24 protein-coding genes and 1 tRNA gene are annotated in these 20164 nt (G+C 62.1%); 12 read left to right on the top strand and 13 right to left on the bottom strand.

Going from position 1 to position 20164, the window contains the following annotated elements:
- The first annotated feature begins 997 nt into the window (after window positions 1-997).
- Window positions 998-1357 carry a hypothetical protein gene (locus tag GGQ90_RS18420; protein ID WP_188083443.1) on the top strand — a complete coding sequence of 120 codons (360 nt, stop codon included), beginning with the start codon at window positions 998-1000 and terminating at the stop codon, window positions 1355-1357.
- A 38-nt stretch (window positions 1358-1395) separates the two neighbouring features.
- Here the strand turns inward: GGQ90_RS18420 and GGQ90_RS18415 are convergent, their stop codons facing one another.
- A complete protein-coding gene (locus GGQ90_RS18415; RefSeq protein ID WP_188083442.1) occupies window positions 1396-1605 on the bottom strand; it encodes a hypothetical protein in 210 nt (69 codons plus the stop codon).
- Window positions 1606-1730: 125 nt separating this feature from the next.
- On the opposite strand from GGQ90_RS18415, the gene GGQ90_RS18410 reads away from it, so the two are divergent.
- The 5 genes from GGQ90_RS18410 (at window position 1731) to GGQ90_RS18390 (ending at window position 6119) form a co-directional block, all read left to right on the top strand.
- Window positions 1731-2504 (top strand): nucleotidyltransferase family protein, encoded by a 774-nt coding sequence (locus GGQ90_RS18410; RefSeq protein ID WP_188083441.1) that lies wholly within the window; start codon window positions 1731-1733, stop codon window positions 2502-2504.
- Window positions 2488-3231 carry a metallophosphoesterase family protein gene (locus tag GGQ90_RS18405; RefSeq protein ID WP_137405864.1) on the top strand — a complete coding sequence of 248 codons (744 nt, stop codon included), beginning with the start codon at window positions 2488-2490 and terminating at the stop codon, window positions 3229-3231. The genes GGQ90_RS18410 and GGQ90_RS18405 overlap by 17 nt, the downstream gene beginning before the upstream one ends.
- A 250-nt stretch (window positions 3232-3481) precedes the next feature.
- Window positions 3482-4744: an NAD(P)/FAD-dependent oxidoreductase gene (locus GGQ90_RS18400; RefSeq protein WP_188083440.1), complete on the top strand. Its 1263-nt coding sequence runs from the start codon at window positions 3482-3484 to the stop codon at window positions 4742-4744.
- Window positions 4741-5187, top strand: coding sequence for a hypothetical protein (locus GGQ90_RS18395; RefSeq protein WP_188083439.1), 447 nt, complete (start codon window positions 4741-4743; stop codon window positions 5185-5187). The genes GGQ90_RS18400 and GGQ90_RS18395 overlap by 4 nt, the downstream gene beginning before the upstream one ends.
- The gene (locus GGQ90_RS18390) at window positions 5184-6119 is read left to right on the top strand and encodes a cation efflux transmembrane domain-containing protein (RefSeq protein ID WP_188083438.1); all 936 of its coding nucleotides are present in this window, start codon (window positions 5184-5186) and stop codon (window positions 6117-6119) included. Before GGQ90_RS18395 ends, GGQ90_RS18390 begins: the two co-directional genes overlap by 4 nt.
- Here GGQ90_RS18390 and GGQ90_RS18385 read toward each other — a convergent pair.
- Together GGQ90_RS18385 and GGQ90_RS18380 are read right to left on the bottom strand one after the other, a co-directional pair.
- Window positions 6116-7063 carry a cation diffusion facilitator family transporter gene (locus tag GGQ90_RS18385; protein ID WP_188083437.1) on the bottom strand — a complete coding sequence of 316 codons (948 nt, stop codon included), beginning with the start codon at window positions 7061-7063 and terminating at the stop codon, window positions 6116-6118. The genes GGQ90_RS18390 and GGQ90_RS18385 overlap by 4 nt on opposite strands.
- A 5-nt stretch (window positions 7064-7068) precedes the next feature.
- Window positions 7069-7677 carry a flavodoxin family protein gene (locus GGQ90_RS18380; protein ID WP_188083436.1) on the bottom strand — a complete coding sequence of 203 codons (609 nt, stop codon included), beginning with the start codon at window positions 7675-7677 and terminating at the stop codon, window positions 7069-7071.
- Between the two features lie 131 nt (window positions 7678-7808).
- Here GGQ90_RS18380 and GGQ90_RS18375 point away from each other — a divergent pair, with 131 nt between their 5' ends.
- Both GGQ90_RS18375 and GGQ90_RS18370 read left to right on the top strand, forming a co-directional pair.
- Window positions 7809-8660, top strand: a complete 852-nt coding sequence (locus GGQ90_RS18375; RefSeq protein WP_188083435.1) for an SDR family oxidoreductase — start codon at window positions 7809-7811, stop codon at window positions 8658-8660.
- A 145-nt stretch (window positions 8661-8805) separates the two neighbouring features.
- Window positions 8806-9468, top strand: a complete 663-nt coding sequence (locus GGQ90_RS18370) for a sigma-70 family RNA polymerase sigma factor (protein WP_188083434.1) — start codon at window positions 8806-8808, stop codon at window positions 9466-9468.
- A 24-nt stretch (window positions 9469-9492) separates the two neighbouring features.
- Here the strand turns inward: GGQ90_RS18370 and GGQ90_RS18365 are convergent, their stop codons facing one another.
- Window positions 9493-9864 carry a response regulator gene (locus GGQ90_RS18365; RefSeq protein WP_188083433.1) on the bottom strand — a complete coding sequence of 124 codons (372 nt, stop codon included), beginning with the start codon at window positions 9862-9864 and terminating at the stop codon, window positions 9493-9495.
- 112 nt (window positions 9865-9976) lie between these two features.
- Window positions 9977-10513: a peptidoglycan L,D-endopeptidase MepK gene (mepK, locus tag GGQ90_RS18360; protein ID WP_188083432.1), complete on the bottom strand. Its 537-nt coding sequence runs from the start codon at window positions 10511-10513 to the stop codon at window positions 9977-9979.
- 124 nt (window positions 10514-10637) lie between these two features.
- On the opposite strand from mepK, the gene GGQ90_RS18355 reads away from it, so the two are divergent.
- Together GGQ90_RS18355 and GGQ90_RS18350 are read left to right on the top strand one after the other, a co-directional pair.
- Window positions 10638-11642: a L,D-transpeptidase family protein gene (locus tag GGQ90_RS18355; protein WP_188083522.1), complete on the top strand. Its 1005-nt coding sequence runs from the start codon at window positions 10638-10640 to the stop codon at window positions 11640-11642.
- Window positions 11643-11750: 108 nt separating this feature from the next.
- Window positions 11751-13196, top strand: a complete 1446-nt coding sequence (locus tag GGQ90_RS18350) for a L,D-transpeptidase family protein (protein WP_188083431.1) — start codon at window positions 11751-11753, stop codon at window positions 13194-13196.
- A 76-nt stretch (window positions 13197-13272) separates the two neighbouring features.
- Here the strand turns inward: GGQ90_RS18350 and GGQ90_RS18345 are convergent, their stop codons facing one another.
- The 4 genes from GGQ90_RS18345 to folK all read right to left on the bottom strand — a co-directional run bounded on the left by GGQ90_RS18345 (window position 13273) and on the right by folK (window position 15837).
- Entirely contained in the window at window positions 13273-14427 is a 1155-nt protein-coding gene (locus GGQ90_RS18345) for a winged helix-turn-helix domain-containing protein (RefSeq protein WP_188083430.1), read from the bottom strand.
- A 66-nt stretch (window positions 14428-14493) separates the two neighbouring features.
- Window positions 14494-14724: a hypothetical protein gene (locus GGQ90_RS18340; RefSeq protein WP_223178329.1), complete on the bottom strand. Its 231-nt coding sequence runs from the start codon at window positions 14722-14724 to the stop codon at window positions 14494-14496.
- A gap of 486 nt (window positions 14725-15210) precedes the next feature.
- Window positions 15211-15286, bottom strand: a tRNA-Lys gene (locus GGQ90_RS18335).
- Between the two features lie 41 nt (window positions 15287-15327).
- Window positions 15328-15837, bottom strand: coding sequence for a 2-amino-4-hydroxy-6-hydroxymethyldihydropteridine diphosphokinase (gene folK / locus GGQ90_RS18330; RefSeq protein ID WP_188083428.1), 510 nt, complete (start codon window positions 15835-15837; stop codon window positions 15328-15330).
- A gap of 23 nt (window positions 15838-15860) precedes the next feature.
- On the opposite strand from folK, the gene GGQ90_RS18325 reads away from it, so the two are divergent.
- Entirely contained in the window at window positions 15861-16541 is a 681-nt protein-coding gene (locus GGQ90_RS18325) for a uracil-DNA glycosylase (RefSeq protein WP_188083427.1), read from the top strand.
- Here GGQ90_RS18325 and GGQ90_RS18320 read toward each other — a convergent pair.
- The 4 genes from GGQ90_RS18320 to GGQ90_RS18305 all read right to left on the bottom strand — a co-directional run bounded on the left by GGQ90_RS18320 (window position 16538) and on the right by GGQ90_RS18305 (window position 19227).
- Window positions 16538-16864, bottom strand: a complete 327-nt coding sequence (locus GGQ90_RS18320; protein ID WP_188083426.1) for a YnfA family protein — start codon at window positions 16862-16864, stop codon at window positions 16538-16540. The two genes, GGQ90_RS18325 and GGQ90_RS18320, sit on opposite strands and share 4 nt — an antisense overlap.
- Before the next feature lie 31 nt (window positions 16865-16895).
- Window positions 16896-17744: an N-carbamoylputrescine amidase gene (aguB, locus tag GGQ90_RS18315; protein WP_188083425.1), complete on the bottom strand. Its 849-nt coding sequence runs from the start codon at window positions 17742-17744 to the stop codon at window positions 16896-16898.
- A 68-nt stretch (window positions 17745-17812) separates the two neighbouring features.
- A complete protein-coding gene (locus GGQ90_RS18310) occupies window positions 17813-18145 on the bottom strand; it encodes a DUF2501 domain-containing protein (protein ID WP_188083424.1) in 333 nt (110 codons plus the stop codon).
- 89 nt (window positions 18146-18234) lie between these two features.
- On the bottom strand, window positions 18235-19227 hold the full coding sequence (locus GGQ90_RS18305; protein WP_188083423.1) for an agmatine deiminase family protein: 993 nt from the start codon (window positions 19225-19227) through the stop codon (window positions 18235-18237).
- A 101-nt stretch (window positions 19228-19328) separates the two neighbouring features.
- Here GGQ90_RS18305 and GGQ90_RS18300 point away from each other — a divergent pair, with 101 nt between their 5' ends.
- The gene (locus tag GGQ90_RS18300; protein ID WP_188083422.1) at window positions 19329-19781 is read left to right on the top strand and encodes a DUF6265 family protein; all 453 of its coding nucleotides are present in this window, start codon (window positions 19329-19331) and stop codon (window positions 19779-19781) included.
- Window positions 19782-20164 lie beyond the last annotated feature (383 nt).

Below are 20164 nucleotides of genomic sequence, written 5' to 3'. Positions count from 1 at the left end.
CCAGATGAAAGCCAGGATGGCTGCAACGATGAATGCGAAGACGAGGTAGAGCGCAAGGCGACTGGTGGCCTTGCGGGCAGGACGTTCCTTGTGATGGGGCATTGGGATCCTTTCGTGGCGATCTCCTCCTCTCAACGCGTGTAAGCGTCCGTGGTGCCCGGTAATGCGCGCCCTGATCATTGATGGCGATTTTATTGCCTTTGTGCCTCTGGGCGATGAGCGATGGCGCGATTGCCATTTGGTGCCTTGAGGCCGAAAATGAGCTTCCCGCGGCCAAATGTCTCTGATCTTGAATTGGCAGTCCTGATTCCCGAATTGATGATTTCACTTCTTTCCCTCTTTCGAAGTAAAGCCCCCCTGAAGCTGACCCCGACGCAGAGATTTATTGCGATGGGGATTTTCGCCTGATCCAGAAAGATTCCGCAACATATGGAGTGCTGATCCAAGATTTGGGCATGTCTGCAATTCCACTGTGTAACATGTCCGAATTTTTTGATTTCTTTTCCGAAGAACTGTCCTTTCCAGAGCGAACGGGATTGACCGGGCACTCAGGATGAGCGATTTCCCTTACGGCAAGCGTCAAAAGGCCGCTGCTGGAGAGGATGCCCCATGAAACATGAGCCCCATCTGCGTGGCAGTGTTTTTCATCGCCTGTTGCGCGCCCGCTTGTCGGAAACATATCATCCGACGCAGGCTGACATAGAGGCTGTCGCCTGCAAGATATGGCAGGATGGATTTTCATCTATGGAGGGTCGTCCCTGGCATGATCTCGTGCCGGGCAGCGATGACCATTGCAGGATGATCGGGGCAGCACGCATGGCGCTTGGCGTGTAGATCCGGCCCCACCTCCGGGCTGCCGATCCCTGGTCGATGTCATGCATTTGTCTGTGATGGGCAATGTCGCTGATGCATGTCGGATGTAAGGCTGGTTGAGGCTTCATCCCTGCAGAGATGAACTGGTTGGGCATTCGCTCGTTATGGGGAGAGGAGTTTTCCCATGCGTGCGGACTTCGACATCGTGACGGATCGGACAAATAATTTGGTGAAGGTCAAGCTTTCGGGCTTCTTCACGGTCAAGGATGTCGCCCGCTTTTCCATCGCCTATCGAGACGCATTGCGTCATGTCGCCAATCATGGGCATGTGACCCTGGCCGATATACGCGACATGGCGATCCAGGCGCAGGAGATCGTGGCGGCCTTTTCGGACTTCATGGCGTCCCCGGCAATCCGGTCACGAAAACTGGCTTTTGTCTGCGGCTCCACTCTTGCCCGATTGCAGGCGCAGCGCCTGACGGCACGAGACAATGTTCAATTTTTTCAATCCGCCTTGCTGGCGGAGACTTGGCTGCTCGAATGAAGCCCTGATGTCTGCTTTCCTCGCGGCAGACGACCTTGTCAAAGGCACCAGTTCAATCCAGCCTGAAGCCCATGGCCCTGCCAATCCTGCGCCAGGAAGCCCTGATAGGCGAGACGGATGTCAATTCGATCGGCTATCGCCGCATGAATGCCGATATCACCTGCCAGGCTGTCACGCGCGAACGGCAGGCCAGCGACATAGAATGTCTGTCCGACAAGCCTCGCCTCGATGACGGGGCGCATCTCCACGGATCAGGCAAGCCAGGCTGCCGGTGTCGTCAATGCGGCTCGGTTCCAGGTTTGTCCACCGATCCTTGACGGAACGGATGCAATGTCCGCCGGTTACCCTTTCCTATGCTGACGATGATCCCATCATGACCAGTGATCCGGCCGCCTTCGACCCGCCGCCAGAGGCGAGGCAATTCTATGCCGATAGCCTCGCAGAGCTGGTGGCTTCGGGTATCCCCTTCATGCTCTCGGGTACCTATGCATTGGGCTGTCATACCGGGATCGCGCGTCCCACAAAGGATCTTGATGTCTTCTGCAAGGCGGGCGATGCGCCGCGAATCCTGGCCCATTTCCGCCATCTGGGCCATGAAGTGGAATTTGAGGACGAGCGCTGGATCGGAAAGGTCTGGAAAGACGGCAATTTCTTCGACGTCATCTACAATATCTCTTCGGCCAGCCTGCCGGTGACGGAAGAATGGTTCCGCGACGAATTCTACGCCGAAGTCTACGGGACCCGCGTCCGCATCACCCCGCCCACCGAATTCATCCTGTCCAAGCTCTTCATCCAGGATCGCTATCGCTATGATGGCGCAGATGTCGCGCACATGATCCTCAAGCAGCATGAGACCATCGACTGGCAGCGCATGCTGGACGCGATGGAACTGCATTGGGAACTGCTGCTGATCCATCTGCTCCACTTCCGCTTCGTCTACCCGACCGAACGACACTGCATCCCGCTCTGGCTGTTCGAGGAACTGCTTGGTCGACTGGAAACCCGGGCGGAGCTTCCGGTCCCCAAGATCCGCGTCTGCCGTGGACGATTGCTCTCACCACGCGATTATCTGGTCGACATCACCGAATGGGGATTTGCCGATGTCGTGGGCAAAGGACTGGAGGAAAGCCATGACCGAAACAAATGACACAGTCCCGCCAGGAAAGCTTACCGTGGCCGCGATCGGCGATCTGCATGTGAGCGAGACGTCGGAACATCGATATCGCGAGATGTTCGCGGAAATTTCGGACAAGGCAGATATTCTCGCGCTCTGCGGGGATCTGACCAATTTCGGCAAGACGCGCGAGGCGGAGATTTTGGCAGAAGATCTGCATGCCTGCACGATCCCCACCGTCGCCGTACTTGGAAACCATGACCATGAATGTGGTCAGCCCGAGGAAGTGGTCCGCATCCTTCACAGCGCCGGGGTCACGGTCCTTGATGAACAGGCCGTGGAAATCAAAGGTGTCGGGTTCGCCGGGGTCAAGGGGTTCGTCGGCGGGTTCGGCCGCGGCGAACTGGGGGCATTTGGCGAACCGGCAATCAAGGGATTTGTCGAAGAGTCGATCAATGAGGCGCGCAAGCTGGAAAATGCGCTGCGCACGCTGAGGACAGACCGCGTCGTGGCGGTGCTGCACTATTCCCCCATCTCTGAAACGGTCATGGGCGAGCCGCCCGAGATATTTCCATTTCTCGGTTCCTCCAGGCTCGCGGACGCCATCGACCGGTTCGACAATGTCCGCTTTGCTGTGCATGGACATGCGCATCGTGGCGCATTTGAAGGGAAGACCCCCCGTGGCATACCTGTCTATAATTGCGCACAATTTGTCGTTTCAGAACAATTTGGTCGGCCCTACGCCCTGATCGCGGTCTAGCGCCGATCGAACGAGCGTCCTGAAGATGCGATGCCATTGTCATAAGATCAGGGCGCCATCTTGTTTCCGGGAATTCCTGGTCGCGCGTGTCGGTCAACCAGCAGCTTGCGCTCTGGCCGACAGGGGCGTGTCTTCCTGCCTGCCAATCATGGCGGTCGCCTCCGCTATCCTCGATTGGACCTCGATTGGCGACGCATGGATCTTTTGCGCTGCCGGACGTTATCCATCAGCAACAATCCGGTAGGATCGCATGGCGCAACCCACGACAGGCCTGAGTGAAGGGCGTAATCTGCGTAGCGGCAGCGTCCCCTGGCGTGAGGCGGACTGGACGCTGCCGCCTGCCGGAGGCCTGTCGCGGGACGCCGTCGATATCGCCATCATCGGCACCGGTATCATGGGCGCAATTCTGGCCGAGCGGCTGAGCGCGGGTGGGCGGCGCGTTGCGCTCCTGGATCGGCGGCCGCCTGGTTGTGGCAGCACCGCCGCATCAACCGCGCAGCTCATGTGGACGATGGATGTGCCGATGCTGACCTTGGCCGGCCATATCGGGGAAACGGAGGCGGCGCGACGCTGGACCAGGGTGCTGGGCGCCGTGCGCGATCTGTCGGAGCGCATCGAGGCAATGGGGCTGAGCGCCCTCAAGCAGGACTGTCCCACACTCTATCTCACTGGCGGACTGCTCGATGATGAAGCCCTCGCGGCTGAGGCCGCCATGCATCGTCGCCATGGCCTGCCATCGCAATGGCTTGATGGAAATCAGGTACGCGAGCGCTTCGGCATAGCGCCGCGTGCCGCAATCCTCTCGGACGGTGGTTTCACGGTCGATCCGGTCCGATTATGTCACGCGCTGATAGAGCTGGCCGTATCGCGCGGTGCTGCTCTTGCATGGCCCGTGAATGTCATCGGCCTGCACCCGGATGGGGACAGGGTCCATATCGAGATGGAGGGTGGAGACAGCCTGCATGCGGGCGAGGTGATCCTTGCCACCGGCTATGAGCGGCCCTCATTATTCCTGCCGTCGGCCTTCTCGCTCTTGACCAGCTTTGCCATGGCGACGCCGCCGGGCATGGCACCGCTTTGGAAGGGCAATGCCATGATCTGGGAAGCGAGCGATCCCTATCTCTATCTGCGCACCGACGAGTCTGGCCGAATCATTGCAGGCGGTGAAGATATCGAGGAGGCAGATGCCGACACACGCGACGCCCTGATATCGCAAAAGGCCGGGGTGATTGCCGCCAAGCTCGAAACGCTGCTCGGCGCGCCGGTGACGATCGATCGCCAATGGGCTGCCACCTTTGGCGCTTCGCCCGACGGGTTGCCGGCGATCGGCGCGACATCGCTTATGCCCCATGTCTGGCTTGCAGCAGGCTATGGCGGCAATGGTATCGCCTTTGCCTCGCTCGCAGCCCAGATGCTCGAGCGCGAATTGGCGGGAGAAGCCGATCCGGATCGGGATGCATTTGATCCCTATCGGTTTGACAGCAATGCCGGGCAAAGGGCGGCCGACCGATGAGGGGCGTGATCGTCCTGGCCATGCTGCTGCTTGCCGCATGTGACATGTTGCCACGCGATCCGGCCGGCACATCCAATCGCATCGCGCACAAGCGAACCTTCACGGTGGCGCTGGCCGATCCTGCCATTGACGCGGCGCCGGAAGTCCAAAGGCTGGTCCATGAAATCGAGCGACGAACCGGGGCGAAAGCGCATTGGCGGTCAGGTGCAGGCGAGGGGCTCTTCCAGCAGCTTGACGATGGCACGCTCGACCTGGTGATCGGGCGTTTCCTGGCCGAAAGCCCCTGGGCAATGGACGTGGCCTTTGGCCCGCCCCTCTCGAAGACCGGCACGAAGGCGGCACCACTCGAGCTCAAGGCGGCGATGCGCAATGGCGAGAACCGGTGGATCATGACAGTCGAGCGCGCCAGCCGCGCCATTTCGCAGGAGGCGCGCGAAGAATGAGCGAGACAAGCCTTCCCGACGAACTGCGTGAGCCCATGGCACGGGCGGTGCGCTTGGAATATTGGAACATCTTCTGGACGCTCACCATCATCGTGACGATGGGGCTGGTGCTTGGCCAGAGCCAGACGATGAAGACCGCCTGGATCGAGGACACGCTGGGGCTCGTTCCGCCTGTCATGTTCCTGATCGCCGCCCATATGGAACGCCACGCCCATCGCTCGCGCCGCTTTCCCTTCGGGTTCGAGCGCGTCAATGGTCTAGGATTTTTCGTCGCAGCGGTTGCGCTGACGGCAGTTGGCGCGCTGCTGCTCTACAATGCGCTGATCGCGCTGGGCGCGGCGGAACATGCAAGCGTCGGCTCGATCGTCATTCTGGGCCAGGATATCTGGCTAGGCTGGCTGATGATCGCCGCTCAGATCTATTCGCTCATTCCGCCACTCTTCATCGGCCGGAAGGAACTGCCGCTGGCGCAGGCGCTCAACGACAAGCTTCTGCATACCGATGCGCTCATGAACAAGGCGAACTGGCTGACCGGGGCGGCCGGGCTCGCGGGCATCATTGGGCTGGGGCTTGGCTGGTGGTGGGCCGACTCGGTGGCGGCTGCCATCATTTCGCTCGACGTCCTCAATGACGGGATCAAGGCGCTGCGATCGTCCACGGCCGAACTGGTCGATGGCGCGCCCAGGGCGCTTTCGAGCACGGATCTTTCGGAGGATGCGCAAAGCCTGTGCGATCGGCTCAAGGCGGAATTTCCCGGTGCCACGATACGCCTGCGCGAGACCGGCCGGCTCATCCGGGCGGAAGTCCATGACACGCATCCCCCGGCGCAATGCCGTCATCCGCGATATTACTGGCCGGAAGGGGAAGACAAAGCGTGGCGGCTGGCCCAGGTGAGCTTCATCCCGCCCGTCGAGGGCAAGCGAGGGAACTAGAACGGTGGCTTCTGCTGTACGGCATCCGCCTGTTTTTCCGGCCGGATGTAGATGGAGGTCAGATCGGGCACGCAGGCCTTCATCTCGCGCTCAATGTCCTCGATCAGGCGCTCTGCGTCTCCCATCGGCAGATCATCGACGAAATCGGCACTGATAGCCACGAACACTGCATCGGGCGCGGTATGGAGCGTGCGGACATGATTGACCGCGCTGATCTGTGGCCGCTTTTCCAGAATGGCCCATAACGCCGAAATGATCGCCGGATCGGCGCTTTCGCCGATCAGCAGCCCCTTGGCTTCGCGCGCGAGCAAAATCGCCACCCCGGCCAGGATGAGACCGATGGCAATCGATGCGAAACCGTCGATCCGTGGGTCGGCATAATGATGGCTGGCCCAGACCCCGATGCCCGCAATGCCAAGGCCGATCAGCGCTGCGCTATCCTCGAACAGGACGATGAAACCGGCCGGATCCTTCGATCGGCGGATCGATTGCCACCAGCTGCTTGAGCCCCTCTTGCCGTTGAACTCGCGCACCGCAATGGCCCAGCTGGTTCCTTCGAGCAGGACAGCGACCGCCAGCACCACATAATTGATCGTGGGATCGCGCAACGGCTCAGGCTCGGCAATATGCAGCCATCCCTCATAGATCGAGACGCCAGCGCCGACGGCAAAGATCAGGATGGCGACGACGAAAGCCCAGAAATAGAGTTCGCGGCCATAGCCGAAGGGGTGGGTGGCGTCGGCCGGGCGCCTGGCCTTTGCCTGGCCATAGAGCAGCAGGACCTGGTTGCCGCTGTCGACCAGCGAGTGGACCCCCTCGGTCAGCATGGACGAAGAGCCGCTGATCGCTGCCGCCACGAATTTGGCGATGGCGATCCCGACATTGGCCAAGAGGGCGCCATAGAGGACGATATTCTCGCGGAACCTGCGCGGCAGATCTGCCATGGGGCTCAACCGGGATAGGGGCTGGAGTGCAGCAGGCCGGCCAGATGCGCTGCATTGCCCGCGACCATCTTCGCCGTCTTCGTCACCATCTCCGGCGTCTCGTCGAGATCCTTGAAATCGACCGACCCCATCGCTTCGCCGACCCAATAGCAGGCGGCAACAGCGGGGATCGTCCAGCCCACATCGTTCAATGCCTGGAACAATTGGGCGCTGGCAAAATGAGCGCCATCCTCATTGCCCACGATCGCCGCGACGACAACCTTGCCATAGCTTGGCATCCGGCCCTCATCATCGGTCTCGGAGAGAAAGGCATCCATCCGCTCCAGCACCCGTTTGGCGATGCTGCTGATCTGTCCCATCCAGATCGGTCCGCCAAAGATCAGAATGTCGTGCGCGAGGATCTTCTCGCGCAGTCCCGGCCAGGCATCGCCATCCCCTTCGTTGGAGGTGACGCCTGGCTTGATGTCGAGAGCTGCAACCCGGACCGTCTCGCTGACTGTCACATCATATTGACTGAAGGCTTCCGCCAGCACGGCGATCATCGCGTCGGTCGAACTCTCCGCGCCCCTGCCTACCTTGAGCGTGCAGTTAAGCGCCAGCGCTTTGAGCGGCATGGTTCATCTCCTCGAGAGGCCTGAATGGGGCGTGGACAAGGTCTGGATGCTCGCTGGATGCGACCATCCGTTTCTCGCACGGAGAACTCCCGGGCGCGCAAAGGGTTCTTTGGAGCAAAGGAGATTATGCGATGAGCGATACCACCCCTATGATCCATGAGGATGCGCTGCCGGGCCATGAGAGCAGGCTGAGTCCGAAGCCGCAATGGCAGCCCCGTTATCAGGGCTCGGGCCGGCTTGCGGGGAAGGTCGCGATCATCACCGGCGCCGACAGCGGGATCGGGCGCGCGGTAGCGGCGCTCTATGCGCGCGAAGGCGCTGACATCGCGATCGTCTATCTGCTGGAAGACGAGGATGCCGCGGAAACGAAACGCATCGTGGAAGGGGAGGGGCAACGGGCGATCATGATCCGGGGGGACATTGGCGCGCGTGCCTTTGGCGACGAGATTGTCGCCCGCACCCTGGAGGCGTTCGGCAAGATCGACATCGTCGTCAACAATGCCGGTGAACAGCATCCCGACAAGGATGTCACCGACATCAGCGAGGATCAGCTTCGCCGCACCTTCCAGACCAATATCTTCGGCATGTTCTTCCTGGTCCAGGCGGCGCGACCGCATTTGAAAAGCGGGGCAGCCATCGTCAACTGCACAAGCGTGACCATGTATCAGGGCAGTTCGGAACTGCTGGACTATAGCGCGACCAAGGGCGCCATTACCGCCTTTACCCGCTCCCTGTCGGAAAATCTGGTCGGCGAGGGCATTCGCGTGAACGCCGTCGCGCCCGGGCCGATCTGGACGCCGCTCAATCCTTGTGGCGGCGCGAGCCCGGAGAAGCTCGAACATTTTGGCGAAAGCACGCCGATGGGGCGGCCAGGCCAGCCCAACGAGGTCGCGCCGGCCTTCCTGTTCCTCGCCTGCGAGGATGCCAGCTATATGTCGGGTCAGGTTCTTCACCCCAATGGCGGGACGATCGTGAACGGGTGACCGGGGTGGAGCGAAGCGGCCTGGACGGGGTCACCATCCTCTCCGTGGCAAAGGATGTGCCCAGCTCTGCGATCAGGCGGCGTTGCTTTTTGGGAACAGATACACTGGCGGAACGTTCTCTTGACCAGTTATGGAAGGACGCAGCATGCAGAATGACATATTGGCCTCGACTGAAATGCCGCGTCTTTCGGACACGGATTTCAAGGCACAGCTTGCTGCCGTCCTTCCCCAGCTCCGTGCTTTTGCAAGGAGCCTGGCGGGTAATCGGGATACGGCGGATGATCTCGTACAGGAGACGATGCTCAAGGTTTGGCGCGCGCGTGAACGCTATGTCGCCGGCACCAATTTCCGGGCCTGGGCCTTCGTTATCCTGCGCAACCATTTTCTGAGCGAAATGCGGCGCAAGCGGTTCGTCGGTGAATGGGACGATCTCGTCGCTGATCGCGTCCTTGCAGCGCCGGCTGACCAGGAAAAGAGCGTCGAGCTGCGCGACATGATGCGCGCATTGATGCAATTGCCGGTGCCGCAGCGAGAGGCGCTGATCCTGGTGGGCGCGGGCGGCATATCCTATGAGGAGACGGCCGAGATTATTGGGGTTGCTGTCGGGACGATCAAGAGCCGCGTCGCAAGAGCGCGGGTCGCGCTTGAAGCCCTGCTCAATGGCGGCAGCCTTGAAAGCAATCGGGCTGACGTCAGCACACAGGACAATGTCGTGGTGAGCATCTTCGATTATCTGGAATCGATCCGTGCGCAGCATGGGCTCGCCGCGAAGCCGTTCGACATCTCCCAACTGGCGAATGCTGCCTGATTTTCCTTCTGGGAAGCCTGCCGGTCACTCCTTGTCGGCCGGTAGAGGTGTGGGCAGGCCATGGTCTTGTGTCGCCTCGACGAGGTCGAGCCACCGAATAGGCTTGGCAATGACGGGTGGACCAGGGTCTGCAATCCTCGCCTGTTCCGGGGTGCCAGTGATATAAACTACCGGAATATCGCCAAGGCGCGAACGGATCGCCTTTACCGCCCCTGGCCCGCTTCCCTCCGGCAGATTGACATCAGACGCGATGAGGTCGGGCTTGTGATCGAGCGCCTCGCGGACAGCCTCGGCCTGGGTAGCCGCTACAGCGCAACTGTCGGCGCCCAGTTCTTCCAGAAACATCTGGAGATGCATGGCGAGGATCGCTTCGTCTTCTATGATCAGGATATGCATCGGCCATCTCCTTCTCTCCCCCGAGACGAATGGTACCGTCTAATACATGGTTCCGTGAGTTCCCTTCACGCGGGACGAGCGGGGTGGTGGCTACGTCGGCAGGAGGCGTTTCCTACCAATGACGAACCCGGCCGGTATCGACATGCACGAAATTGCTTTCGGGATAATAGCCTACGCCGCCTGCGCGCAGCGACAGGGCAGCCTTGTGGAGGTTGGCGAGGCGGACATTTTTGAGCCTTATGTCGACGGCCTTGCCAAGCATATGCTGGCTCTTGGAGGCAACGCCCGATGAGCTGCGATACAGCCTGCCATTGGTCCTGCGCGAGCGATAGCCCGAAATCAGGGTAAAATAGGCGCGCTTGTCGGCGCCGGTCGCTGCCTGGAGATGGACGAGTGCATCGAGCAGGCTCGTATCCATCTTGATCGTCTCGCCCGTACGCCAGTCGCGCATGAAATGATTGAGCTCGGCGATGCCGTCCCGGCGGAAACGCCCGCCGGAAAAATAGCAGATGTCGATATGCTCGGAATTATGCAGGTTGCGAAAGGCAAGCCGTCTTTCCGGAATGGCTGCCCAGGCGGCGGCTGGGAACAACTGTGCCATGCCGCAGGCCGCGGTGCCAAACAGCACCGACCGTCGATCGAATATCATAAATGTCGTTGGTCCCGAACATGTTTCAGGGAGATAAAGGCCGCTCGCAAGCGTTGCCTATGTTCCTGCCATATAAGGTGATTCTGGCGACGTGAAAAGATCGGTTCCATGGCAATTTCGGATTCTGGCCTCGGTTGGTCTCATTTTTGCGGCGTCCGTCCAGGCCGCCGCACCTGCCAGGGATCAGACGGGCGCTGCGGCCAGCCTTCCGGCAGGCATCGACCCGGCCATATTCCAGGCCCAGGTTCAGCTTGACCGAGCGGGCTTTGCGCCGGGCATCATCGATGGAAAACATGGCCGCTTCTTCGTAGCCGCCCTCAAGGCCTTTCAGGAGGCACGGGGCCTCGAACAAAGCGGCGTGCTGGATGCCGCGAGCCGCAAGGCACTGGCGAGCGAGCGGGCGCCGACGCTCATTCGCATGGTTCTAAGAGCGGAAGCGCTGGAAGCATCTTTCACGCCCGACATTCCCTCAAGGATCGTCGATCAGGCCTCGCTTCCCTTTCTTGGTTATCGCGACCTGCTCGAGAAGCTGTCCGAACGTTTCCACACAAGCAGCGATACCCTCCTGCAGCTCAATCCTGGTCTCAAGACTCCGAGGGCGGGTATGGAATTGCTGCTGCCGGGACTTATCCCCTCTGACCGGGCCTATGATCCGGGCCTCCCGGGCCAGTGGCGGGACATGCTGTCGGATCTCAATATAAGTGCGAGCCAGCCCCGCGCAGCCAGGATCATCGTCAGCAAATCGCAAAGCGTGCTCAGGGTCCATGACGCACAAGGTCGGCTCATTGCGCAATTTCCCGCGACGACAGGCAGCGACCATGATCCGTTGCCGCTGGGAAAGTGGACGATCCGGACAACCGCCTTCATGCCCACCTATCATTATAACCCCGATCTCTTCTGGGACGCGGACAGCAGCGACCAGAAGGCGCAGCTGAGCGCAGGGCCCAACAATCCCGTGGGGGTCGTCTGGATCGATCTCGACAAGCCCCATTATGGCATCCACGGAACCCCCGAACCCAGCCTGATCGGCCGTTCGCAAAGTCATGGCTGCATTCGCCTGAGCAATTGGGACGCAGCCCGTCTCGCCCAGATGCTGCAGGCCGACACGCCCGCCGAATTTGTCGCCTGAGGGGCGTTGTCGTGCCTGTGGCGTCCGATCAATGGCAAGGCCGCGCCGATGCGCCGGAGCCTCGACCAGGGTCGCGCGTTGCAGGAAAGAACTTGTAAGGAGAAATGCGTGCCCAAGTCTCTTGTCGCCCTTCCGATGGTCGCCATCGCCCTGACCCTGGCGGCCTGCGGCAGCCAGTCGGGCAGCGGAAACCGGGCCGACACGGCGTCGGCGCAGCGGCAAGCGCAGTGGAACGAGGACGCAGTCCATGATCTCAAGCAGGCCATTGACAGTCGCGCCGTGCATGGCCTCGACCATCTCTCCTTCGCCGTTGAAGGAGAGCCAGGAACAGGCGCCGGTCAGGACGCGCTTACCCGTAGCGCCCTGCGCTATGCCAGGGCGCTGGCTGGCGGCGCGAGCGACCCCAAAAAGCTCTATGAGGTCTACACACTGGGCGCGCCCAAGCCGGATCTCGAACGCGGGCTGAAAGACGCACTGGCATCGGGCAAGCTGCGCGGCTGGCTCGATGGCCTTGCGCCGCAGGAGGAAGACTATCGCAATCTTTCCCGGGCCTATCTGGCGCTTGGGAAGCAGCGAAGCGATACCGCAAAACCCATCCCGGACGCAGGAAAGCCGATCGATCCTGGAACATCCGACAGCCGCATGCCCGCGATCGAACGGCAGCTGGTCGCGTCCGGTTATCTGGATCGGGCTGGCAATGCCGGCGATCGCTACGCCGAGCCGCTGGTGCGCGCCGTCAAGCATATGCAGGTCGATTATGGCATCAAGCCCGACGGCGTGATCGGCGAAAAGGCCCTTGAAATCCTCAACCTGTCGGATGCCGATCGGGCGCGGGAAATCGCCGTTGCCATGGAGCGGATGCGGTGGCTTGACCGGGCGCCGCCCGGAACGCGGATCGACGTCAACCTCGCCGCCGCGCGCCTCACTTATTGGCGCGACGGGAAGATTGCCGACACCCGCAAGGTGGTGGTGGGCGAACCGGACACCGAAACGCCCCAGTTGGGGTCGCCCATCTATCGGCTGGTCGCCAATCCGACCTGGACGGTTCCTCGATCGATCCAGAACAAGGAGATTGCAGGCAAGGGCGCCGGCTACATGAAGCGCAACAACATGGTCTGGAAGGATGGCTGGATCGTGCAGCAGCCCGGCCCCAGAAACTCGCTGGGGATGGTCAAGTTCGACATGAAGAACGACCATGAAATCTATCTTCATGATACGCCGGCCAAGCAGTTGTTCGCCGAGGTTCAGCGCCAGCGCAGCCATGGCTGTGTCCGGGTCGAGGATGCGGTGGGTTTTGCCGAGAAGATCGCCCGGGACGAAGGCATTCTGGATCAATGGAACAAGGCGCGCGCGAGCGGTAAGGAAGGCTTTGTCGAACTGCCGCGGGAAATCCCGGTTCGCCTGTTCTATTCGACGATATTGTTCGATGATCAAGGGGCGCCCGTAATCCGGGCAGATCCTTATGGCTGGAATGATCGAGTGGCAGAGGCGCTTGGCTTTGGCCAGCGGCAGGGCTCCCGCCTTCGGGCCGGCGGCGATGATGTCGGACCCTGATGGGCTGCCGCGGCGGACGCGCGCAGACCGTGGGCGGCCTGTGCCCGGGGCGTGGCGGCAGCGGGCTGACAATGCGCTAGGGCTGCCCCACGCGGACCGAGGCAAGGCCCAGCCAGGTCGCCATGATGCTGAGCTCTTCGAGCAGGGCGTCATGAGCGTCCGGAGGGGCATCGGGCTCCAGATGCACCGAACGCGCGAGCAGTACCGAGGCCGCCCGATCCGCCTTCAGATCGACGCGGGCAACCAGGCGGTCGCCCAGGAGGAACGGCAATACATAATAGCCATATGTCCGTTTTTCGGCAGGCACATATATCTCGATGCGATAGCGCAAGCCGAACAAATGCTCAGTCCGGTCGCGTTCCCAGATGAGCGGGTCGAACGGCGCCAGCAGCGCTCGCGCATCGATGCGACGGGGCTGCCTCGCCTCGCGGTGGAGCCAGGCATGTCGCCATCCTTCCACTGCGACCGGGATCAATATGCCTTCCTGCGCCAGTTCCTCTATCGCGGCGCGCGCCTGTGCAGGGGGCTGGCGAAAATAGTCGCGCAGCTGCCTTTCAGTCGCGATGCCATGGGATCGCGCAGCCCGTTCGATCAAGGCCCGATGCGCGTCCGGCGCCGCGGGGGTCGGGATGGCCAATATGTCAGGTGGCAGGACATGGTCGGGCACATCATATACCCGCTCGAAACTGCCGCGCCGTGTTGCCGTCGTGATGTGCCCGGCCCAGAAGAGCCATTCCAATGCGCGCTTGGTATCGCTCCATTCCCACCAGCCCGACTGCCCCCTGTGGGTTTCGAAGTCCGATGTCGCCATCGCGCCTTCCGATCGGATGCGCGCCAGGAGCGCCATGGCTTGGGCGCGGCGTTCGGTGGCGAAGGGGCGCATGCCGGTCCATCCGGTTTCGCCGCGATCCGCGCTCTCCATCCGCCAGCGCAGCAAAGGTTGCAGGTCGAACGGCAGCAGCGAGGCTTCGTGCGCCCAATATTCAAATAGCCGGCGCTGGCGCCTTGGTCCCCAGGCAAGTCGATCAAGATCGCTGCGGTCATAGGCCCCCAGCCGCGAAAATGCCGGGAGATAATGTGCCCGCGCCAGGACATTGACGCTGTCGATCTGATGCAGTTGCACGCGCTCGACCGTGCGGCGCAGATGGCTGATGCCGGCTGTTCCGGGGCGAGGGGCGGCAAAACCCTGGGCGGCCAGCGCAATACGTCGCGCCAGCGGCAGTCCGATCATTTCCGTTTTCATCGCTGTTCAGGCTACGAAGGCAGACCGGATATTCGCAAGATATTTTCTGTCATTTCAGACTGTCACGTGTCCGACTGTCAAAATCAGTGCCTGCACGCTTTTCATTCGTGCTTCAGGGTTGCGGCTCTTCGCCCCCGCCCAGGCTCGAGATTTCGGCACGCTGATCCGGACCGTGCGGTCATGCGCCATCCGCCGATGCCGGGCGCCTTCGATTTCGATCATCACCCGCGCACCGGTGTTGGCGCATTGCTCACTGGCCCGTCCGGCAATAGCTGGACGGGTCATTTTTTGGCGGGCGACGGCAGACTAAGTCGTATCTTCTGCCTGCTGAAATTCACTAGGTTGTTGATTTCCACTGAGAAGCGGCCCGGGCGGGGCGTAAATTTCCGCTGAGAATTGAATCTAAGAGGCACCAGCCAGAAATTTGTCGTTATGCTTGGCTTGGCTTGCCTATGCTCAGTTCATGCACGAGCCATCATCGAAGGGGGCGCGCAAAACGGCCCCGCAGTCATCGTCTTCTGTAAAAAAACTTTGGGTACTTCGGGAGCTGGGCGGCTGGGAGTCCGAGGTTTTGGTCAGGCGATATGCCCAAATGTCAGTGCAACATCTCAGGCCATATTCCGACCTTCTGATTTTTGGCGACACAAAGCCCAAGGGTTATGTGTCTGAAAAGTCTGAGGTGCCAGCGCACACTTTTGTACACGGTCAGAGCCGACCGCACCTCGATCTTGTAAGGTGAAGTGCGTTAAGTATCTGATTGCAGGTTAAAAATGGTGAGTCCAGCTGGGTTCGAACCAGCGACCTACTGATTAAAAGTCAGTTGCTCTACCGACTGAGCTATGGACCCCCTGTCGAGACCGCTCGCACTAGTGGCGCGCGCGCGGCTGGTCAACCTCTTGTGGCACGATGATAGGTCGCTTTTCGCAAAAGCGCGTGCAGATGCCGCACGCTCTGCCCGGAAGGCGGGGATTTCCAGTCGGGCGCAATGGCGCAGAGCGGGCGCAGGACGAAGTCGCGCTGGGTGAAGGCGGGGTGGGGGATGAGGAGGTCGCGGCTGCGCCAGCGCCCGCCCGACCAGAGGATGATGTCGATGTCGAGCCGGCGTGCCCCCCATCGCTGGAAGCGGCGACGGCCGAGCCCGGTCTCGATTCCCTGCAGCGCGGCCAGCATGGCGGACGGGGGCAGGGCGCTGTCGACCAGCAGCGCGGCATTGGCGAAGCGGCGGCGCGAGGGGCCGAGCGGCGGCGTCTCGATCGTCGACGACAGCGCGACGACATCGCCCAGCGCGCCGATCCGACGCACCGCCTCGGCCAGCAGGCGCGGCGGCGTCAGCCGGGCCGAGAGCGGCCGGTTCGACCCGATCGAGAGCGCATAGAGGTGGCGGCTTGTGTCCGGCATGGTGCAGCGCCTATCTGAGCGCCATGATCCTGCAAAGCCCCCATCATAGCCCGCTGGCATCCAGCGAACCGCCCCGCGACTGTCCGCTCTGCCCGCGCCTGGTCGCGCTGCGCGCGGAATGCCGGGCGGAACATCCCGACTGGTGGAACGCGCCGGTGCCCGCCTTTGGCGATCCGATGGCGCGGATCGGCATCATCGGCCTGGCGCCGGGCAAGCAGGGCGCGAACCGCACCGGGCGGCCCTTCACCGGCGATGTCGCGGGCGAGCTGTTCTTCGCGACGCTCAAGAAATTCGGCCTGGCGCAGGGCAATTATGAAGCGCGGGTCGATGACGGGCTGGAGCTACGCGACGCGATCATCATCAATTCGGTCCGCTGTCTGCCGCCGCAGAACAAGCCGGTGCCGGCTGAAGTCCATGCCTGCCGCCCCTTCCTGGCCGATGGCGTGGCGCAACTGCCGCGCGCGCAGACCTTCGTCGCGCTGGGCGAGATCGCGCATCAGTCGGCGGTGAAGGTGCTTGGCGGCAAGCTGCCCAAGGCCCGTTTTGCGCATGGCGCGGAGCATCGCATGCCGGACGGGCGGATGCTGATCGATAGCTATCATTGTTCGCGCTACAACCAGAATACCAACCGGCTGACGGCGGAGATGTTCGAGGCGGTGTTCGCGCGGGCAGTGGAACTGGCGGGGCTGACGTCCGCCAATTAGGCCCGGTGCGGGCCGAACAGGATGATGCCGGCGCCGACGAGGCTGAGCGTCACGCCGGCCATGTCCCATCGGTCCGGCCGCACGCCCTCCACCAGCCAGAGCCAGAGCAGCGCCGAACTGATATAGACGCCGCCATAGGCCGCATAGGCGCGGCCGGCGGCGGCCGCATCGACCAAAGTCAGCAGCCAGGCGAAGAGCAGCAGCGACCCCGTGCCGGGGATCAGCCACAACATCGACTTGTCCATCCGCAGCCAGGCCCAGAAGGCGAAGCAGCCGGCGATTTCGGCCAGGGCGGCGGCGATATAGACCAGGATCGAGGGCATCAGCCGATCCTGGTCCGGGTAGCGGACACTATCAGATATCCTGCGCGATACGGCCGTACAGTTCGGGGCGGCGATCGCGGAAAAAGCCCATGCCGGCGCGGTGGATCTTCGCCTTGGCGAGGTCCAGCGTGGCGACCAGTGCGCCATTGTCCTTCGCGTCAGCATCAGCGAGATAATCGCCCCATTCGTCGCTGATGAAGCTGTGGCCATAGAATTTCTGGCCTTCTTCCTCGCCGATGCGGTTGGCGGCGATCACCGGCATGCAGTTGCTGACCGCATGGCCGATCATCGCGCGGCGCCACATGCGGCTGGTGTCCAGATCCGCATCATAGGGTTCGGAGCCGATCGCGGTGGGATAGAACAGCATTTCCGCGCCCATCAGCGCCATGCAGCGCGCGGTTTCGGGATACCATTGGTCCCAGCAGATGCCGACGCCGATGGTGCCATATTTGGTCGGCCACACCTTGAAGCCGGTGTTGCCGGGACGGAAATAATATTTTTCCTCATAACCCGGTCCGTCGGGAATGTGGCTCTTGCGATAGACGCCCATGATCTCGCCTTCGTCGTCGATCATGGCCAGCGAGTTGTAATAATGATGGCCGTCGCGTTCGAAATAGCTGGTCGGGATATAGACGCCCAGATCCTTGGCCAGCTTGCGCATTTCCTGCACGGCGGGGTGCTGCTCGGTCGGCTGGGCGCGGTCGAACAGGGCTTCGTCCTCTTGCCGGCAGAAATAATGGCCCTCGAACAGTTCGGGCGGCAGGATGATCTTCGCCCCGCGGATTGCGGCCTTGCGCACATGATCGGCGACCATGGCGATATTGTCGGCCATGTCGTCCGAAAAGGCGAGCTGCAGGGCGGCGACGGTCACGCGGGTCATTCATCACTCCATGATGGGTTCGCCGCGCGATATAGGGGCTATGGCGCCGCCGCGCTACCGGGAAGCGCCTACAGCAAGGAAGCCGATTGCTTGAGCACCATGGCGCACATCTTGCCCTTGGCATCGCCCTTCAGGCTGTCGAGCGAGATGTCCTTCTTGCCGGCATGGATGATGCCGGTCTCGCCAGACTTGAATGCACCCGAGCCCTTCACGCCCGGTTTCTTGTTCAGCTTGTCCAGCATGGCATTGGCACTCGTCGCGTCAACGAGCCGGTTCTTGACGCAATAGCCCAGCACGCCGGCGGCATTGTCGGCGCCCATGCCGATGATGCTGGGCAATTGAGCGGTGCCGGCGCTGGTGGCCAGCAGGATCAGTGAAGTGGCAAGGATCGGACGAAACATGGGGCAATGCTCCTGATGCCGGGCGATGCTGCGTCGCCCGGCCCGGAAATTGCGCCCGCATGAGCATCCCCGCAACGGGGGACTAACCCTTAGACCAGCGAGGGCATCTGCTGGCTGCAGCAATGGAAGCTGCCGCCGCCCGACAGGATCGCGTCGCTGCGCAGGCCAACGATCCGACGCTCCGGGAAGAAGGGGGCGAAGGCGTCGAGCGCCGCCTGGTCATTGGGCTGGCCATAGATGGGGACGATGACGGCGGCATTGCCGACATAGAAATTCATGTAGCTGGCCGGGATCGCCTCGCCATCCACCAGCACCAGGCCGGGCGAGGGAATGTCGACCACCTCGACGCCATGCGCCTTGGCGCGGGCACGGGCGTCGGCATAGATCGCCGTGTTGGGATCGTCCGGCGTGGTCGCGATCGGCAGCGCCAGCTTGCCCGGCGCGACGAAGCGGGCGAGATTGTCGACATGGCCGTCGGTATGGTCATTGAGCAGGCCATCGCCCAGCCACAACATGTCGGACAGGCCGAGCGCGCCGGCCAGCAGCGTCTCGATCTTGCCGCGATCGAGGTCCGGGTTGCGATTGGGGTTGAGCAGGCATTGTTCGGTCGTCACGAACAGGCCGGTGCCGTCGGTGTCGATCGCGCCGCCCTCGAACACCCAGTTCTGGGTCGAGGTCGCCATACCGGTGGTCGCGGCCAGGCGCGCGCCGATATCCTCGTCGCCGGGCATCTGATATTTGCCGCCCCAGCCGTTGAAGCCGAAATCGACCAGTGCGCGTTCCCCCGTGACCCCGTTCAGCACGGCGATCGGCGCGGTGTCGCGCAGCCATACGTCGCCCAGCCTGTGGACGGCGATGGTGACACCCGGTGCCACCAGGGCACGCGCAGCGTCGGCATCCGCCTCATTGGCGACGACCAGCCGCACCTCTTCGCCCTTGCCATCGGCATGGAGCGCGCTGGCGAAATCGGCGATCTGGCGGCGCGCGCCGTCAAAGGCGCCGGGCCATTCTTCCGGGTTGGTCGGGAAGCCGATCCAGGTCCAGTCGTGCGGCGCCCATTCGGCAGGCATGCGAAAAGTCATAGATTTGTCCTTGCCCGGCGCGCTGGCCGGTCCGAGATAGCGGGAGAGATGTTGCGCGCTCCATAGCGCAGGGTCGCGGGTCTGGACAGAGGGTGTAGCGGGTGAAGAAGAGCGTATCGATCATGCTGGCGGCGCTGATGCTGGGCGCGGCACCGCTGGCGCAGGCGGCGGACCTGCCCGAATGGCTGACCGGCGAATGGCAGCAGGAACGGGGCGACCGCTGGACCGAGGAACTCTGGTCGCTGCCGCGCGGCGGGGTGATGATCGGCATGGGCCGCACCGGTCGCGGCGAAAGCCTGCAAAGCTGGGAGGTGATGCGGATCGTGCGGGCGGCGGATGGAACGCTGACGCTGCACGCCGCGCCGGAGGGCGGCAAGGAGACGGTCTTCCCCGTGCTGGAACAGGGCGTGCGCGACATCAGCTTCGCCAATCCCGACCATGATTATCCCCAGCGCATCCGCTACTGGCGCGAAGGCCGCCTGCTGATGGCCGAAACCGCGATGATGGACGGCAGCAACGCCCAGAACTGGACCTATGCCCCGGCGGGGCAGTGAGGGGGCGGGAGCGACCAGAAATAGTCATTTACAGCACTTGCGCCTTCGACGGGAAGGATACACTCAGCGGCAACGTTAATGGATTACAGGGCGTGCATGAGCCGGATTGTTAAGTTCGTACTCGGAGTGGTCGCTGTTGGAGTAGCCATCGTCGGACTGGGAATCTTGTTTCTCAGGATGGATTACGAATTTCATAAGACGTCTTGCACCAAATTGTCGGATGCTGAAGCGCTTTCTACTCTGCGGAACGCCTTCGATTCATCTTTGGAACGGTCACGGCCTGAAGATTCTGAGAGGCTGTGTCAGAACGCTGACGTAACGGTGGACGGCCGAGTTTCGATATGATTCCGAGGGGTTGCGACACCAACTTTGGAAACCATCAT

The sequence above is a fragment of the Sphingobium scionense genome, assembly GCF_014197035.1.
GTDB classification, from domain to species: domain Bacteria; phylum Pseudomonadota; class Alphaproteobacteria; order Sphingomonadales; family Sphingomonadaceae; genus Sphingobium; species Sphingobium scionense.
The sequence above is the reverse complement of the archived record's forward strand: the minus strand, read 5'-3'. Positions and strand labels throughout refer to the sequence as shown.

Coding starts and splice junctions, on each gene's coding strand:
- GGQ90_RS18420 (WP_188083443.1), top strand. CDS start 998: ATGCGTGCGGACTTCGACATCGTGACGGATCGGACAAATAATTTGGTG.
- GGQ90_RS18410 (WP_188083441.1), top strand. CDS start 1,731: ATGACCAGTGATCCGGCCGCCTTCGACCCGCCGCCAGAGGCGAGGCAA.
- GGQ90_RS18405 (WP_137405864.1), top strand. CDS start 2,488: ATGACCGAAACAAATGACACAGTCCCGCCAGGAAAGCTTACCGTGGCC.
- GGQ90_RS18400 (WP_188083440.1), top strand. CDS start 3,482: ATGGCGCAACCCACGACAGGCCTGAGTGAAGGGCGTAATCTGCGTAGC.
- GGQ90_RS18395 (WP_188083439.1), top strand. CDS start 4,741: ATGAGGGGCGTGATCGTCCTGGCCATGCTGCTGCTTGCCGCATGTGAC.
- GGQ90_RS18390 (WP_188083438.1), top strand. CDS start 5,184: ATGAGCGAGACAAGCCTTCCCGACGAACTGCGTGAGCCCATGGCACGG.
- GGQ90_RS18385 (WP_188083437.1), bottom strand. CDS start 7,063: ATGGCAGATCTGCCGCGCAGGTTCCGCGAGAATATCGTCCTCTATGGC.
- GGQ90_RS18380 (WP_188083436.1), bottom strand. CDS start 7,677: ATGCCGCTCAAAGCGCTGGCGCTTAACTGCACGCTCAAGGTAGGCAGG.
- GGQ90_RS18375 (WP_188083435.1), top strand. CDS start 7,809: ATGAGCGATACCACCCCTATGATCCATGAGGATGCGCTGCCGGGCCAT.
- GGQ90_RS18370 (WP_188083434.1), top strand. CDS start 8,806: ATGCAGAATGACATATTGGCCTCGACTGAAATGCCGCGTCTTTCGGAC.
- GGQ90_RS18365 (WP_188083433.1), bottom strand. CDS start 9,864: ATGCATATCCTGATCATAGAAGACGAAGCGATCCTCGCCATGCATCTC.
- mepK (WP_188083432.1), bottom strand. CDS start 10,513: ATGATATTCGATCGACGGTCGGTGCTGTTTGGCACCGCGGCCTGCGGC.
- GGQ90_RS18345 (WP_188083430.1), bottom strand. CDS start 14,427: ATGATCGGACTGCCGCTGGCGCGACGTATTGCGCTGGCCGCCCAGGGT.
- GGQ90_RS18340 (WP_223178329.1), bottom strand. CDS start 14,724: ATGACCCGTCCAGCTATTGCCGGACGGGCCAGTGAGCAATGCGCCAAC.
- folK (WP_188083428.1), bottom strand. CDS start 15,837: ATGCCGGACACAAGCCGCCACCTCTATGCGCTCTCGATCGGGTCGAAC.
- GGQ90_RS18325 (WP_188083427.1), top strand. CDS start 15,861: ATGATCCTGCAAAGCCCCCATCATAGCCCGCTGGCATCCAGCGAACCG.
- GGQ90_RS18320 (WP_188083426.1), bottom strand. CDS start 16,864: ATGCCCTCGATCCTGGTCTATATCGCCGCCGCCCTGGCCGAAATCGCC.
- aguB (WP_188083425.1), bottom strand. CDS start 17,744: ATGACCCGCGTGACCGTCGCCGCCCTGCAGCTCGCCTTTTCGGACGAC.
- GGQ90_RS18310 (WP_188083424.1), bottom strand. CDS start 18,145: ATGTTTCGTCCGATCCTTGCCACTTCACTGATCCTGCTGGCCACCAGC.
- GGQ90_RS18305 (WP_188083423.1), bottom strand. CDS start 19,227: ATGACTTTTCGCATGCCTGCCGAATGGGCGCCGCACGACTGGACCTGG.